Genomic DNA, 1,365 nt, shown 5'->3' with positions numbered 1-1,365 from the left:
ACGCAAGCCATTGCGATTGATGAAAATAATGCCGCTCAAGACGCGTCTATCATCAACCCGAGGCTTCCCGTGTGACTTGGGAAAGAAGGGAGCCAGACGTGCCATCTGCGCGTCAGTCAGCCAGAAGAGATCGCTCATATCACCGCTCCGTTTTCGAAGCCGTGAATCATGCTGGTGCAGCGAAATCAATGCATCCTGACCCTAGGGCGCCACGGCGACGGCAATGGCCTCTACCTTGTAGTCGACCCATCCGGTGCCCGCCGCTGGATCGTGCGCGTCACCGTGAAGGGGCAGCGCAATCGCCAAGGCAAGCCCAACCGAACGGACTTCGGTCTAGGCGGCGCTGACATCATAACCCTGACAGTCGCCCGCGAGCGAGCGCTTGAATACCGACGCCTCGCCAAGCAGGGGCTGAACCCGAAGTACCATCGCGACAAGGAGGTGCCATGCTTCGAGGAGGTCGCACGGCAGGTCCATATCGAGCGTCTGCCGACCTGGAAGAACCCGAAGCACGGCCAGCAGTGGATCAACACGCTCGCAGATTACGCCTTCCCCAAGATCGGCCGTTTGCCCGTATCGGAGATCGACCAGCCAGAAGTCCTGCAAGTCCTCTCCCCTATCTGGACCGAGAAGCATGAGACCGCCCGCCGCGTCGCGCAACGCATGAAGGCGGTTTTGGACGTAGCCCGATCACGGGGCTTCCGCGAAGGGGAGAACCCAGTGACGGTCGTCATGGACGCCCGTGTTCTGCCGCGAGTGAAGGCGAAGGTGAAGCACCACAACGCGATGCGCTGGCAGGACGTCCCGGCGTTCTACGCTAAACTTTCGAGCCAAAGCGGTACGGCCGCTAAAGCATTGATGTTCACGTGCTTGACCGGATGCCGGACCAGCGAGGTTCTGCGAGCGGTCTGGGACGAGTTTGACTTCGACGAGCTGACTTGGACAATACCCGAAGCGCGAACCAAAACGGGCTCAGAACATCGCGTACCGCTAACTGCCCAAATGCTGGAGATCATCGACCCACTTAAGGCGCTTCGTGCCAACTGCGTCTTCGAGGGGCAACGCCGCCACAACCCCCTCTCCAACATGTCCATGTTGATGCTTTTGCGGCGCATGAAGATCGAGGGGGTGACCGTCCACGGGTTCCGCTCCGCCTTTCGGGATTGGGCAGCCGAAGTTGGCAACCACCCGCGCGAAGTCGCTGAACTAAGCTTGGGCCACAAGGTTGGGTCCGAAGTCGAGAGGGCTTATGCGCGATCTGACCTTCTTCAACGTCGTCGCGTGCTGATGTCAGAATGGTGCGAGCATGTTCATGGAGGTACGGCGAATGGATGACCAAGAGGCACGGAACTGAACCGCTCCGGG

At 60.0% G+C, this 1,365-nt stretch carries 2 protein-coding genes; one reads left to right on the top strand and one right to left on the bottom strand.

Annotated features, from left to right (window positions below):
• The coding region (locus KO516_RS22085) for a transposase (protein WP_216005952.1) at nt 1-138 on the bottom strand (138 nt) is incomplete at its 3' end.
• 30 nt (nt 139-168) lie between these two features.
• On the opposite strand from KO516_RS22085, the gene KO516_RS22080 reads away from it, so the two are divergent.
• The gene (locus KO516_RS22080; protein WP_216005951.1) at nt 169-1,335 is read left to right on the top strand and encodes a site-specific integrase; all 1,167 of its coding nucleotides are present in this window, start codon (nt 169-171) and stop codon (nt 1,333-1,335) included.
• Nucleotides 1,336-1,365: the final 30 nt, after the last annotated feature.

It is taken from the genome of Citreicella sp. C3M06 (genome assembly GCF_018860705.1).
Taxonomy (GTDB): Bacteria; Pseudomonadota; Alphaproteobacteria; order Rhodobacterales; family Rhodobacteraceae; genus Salipiger.
Note: the sequence above shows the minus strand (reverse complement) of the source record. Positions and strands in the feature narration are given on the sequence as shown.

Excerpts from the sequence above, each read along its gene's own strand:
- KO516_RS22080 (WP_216005951.1), top strand. The coding sequence starts at position 169 with ATGCTGGTGCAGCGAAATCAATGCATCCTGACCCTAGGGCGCCACGGC.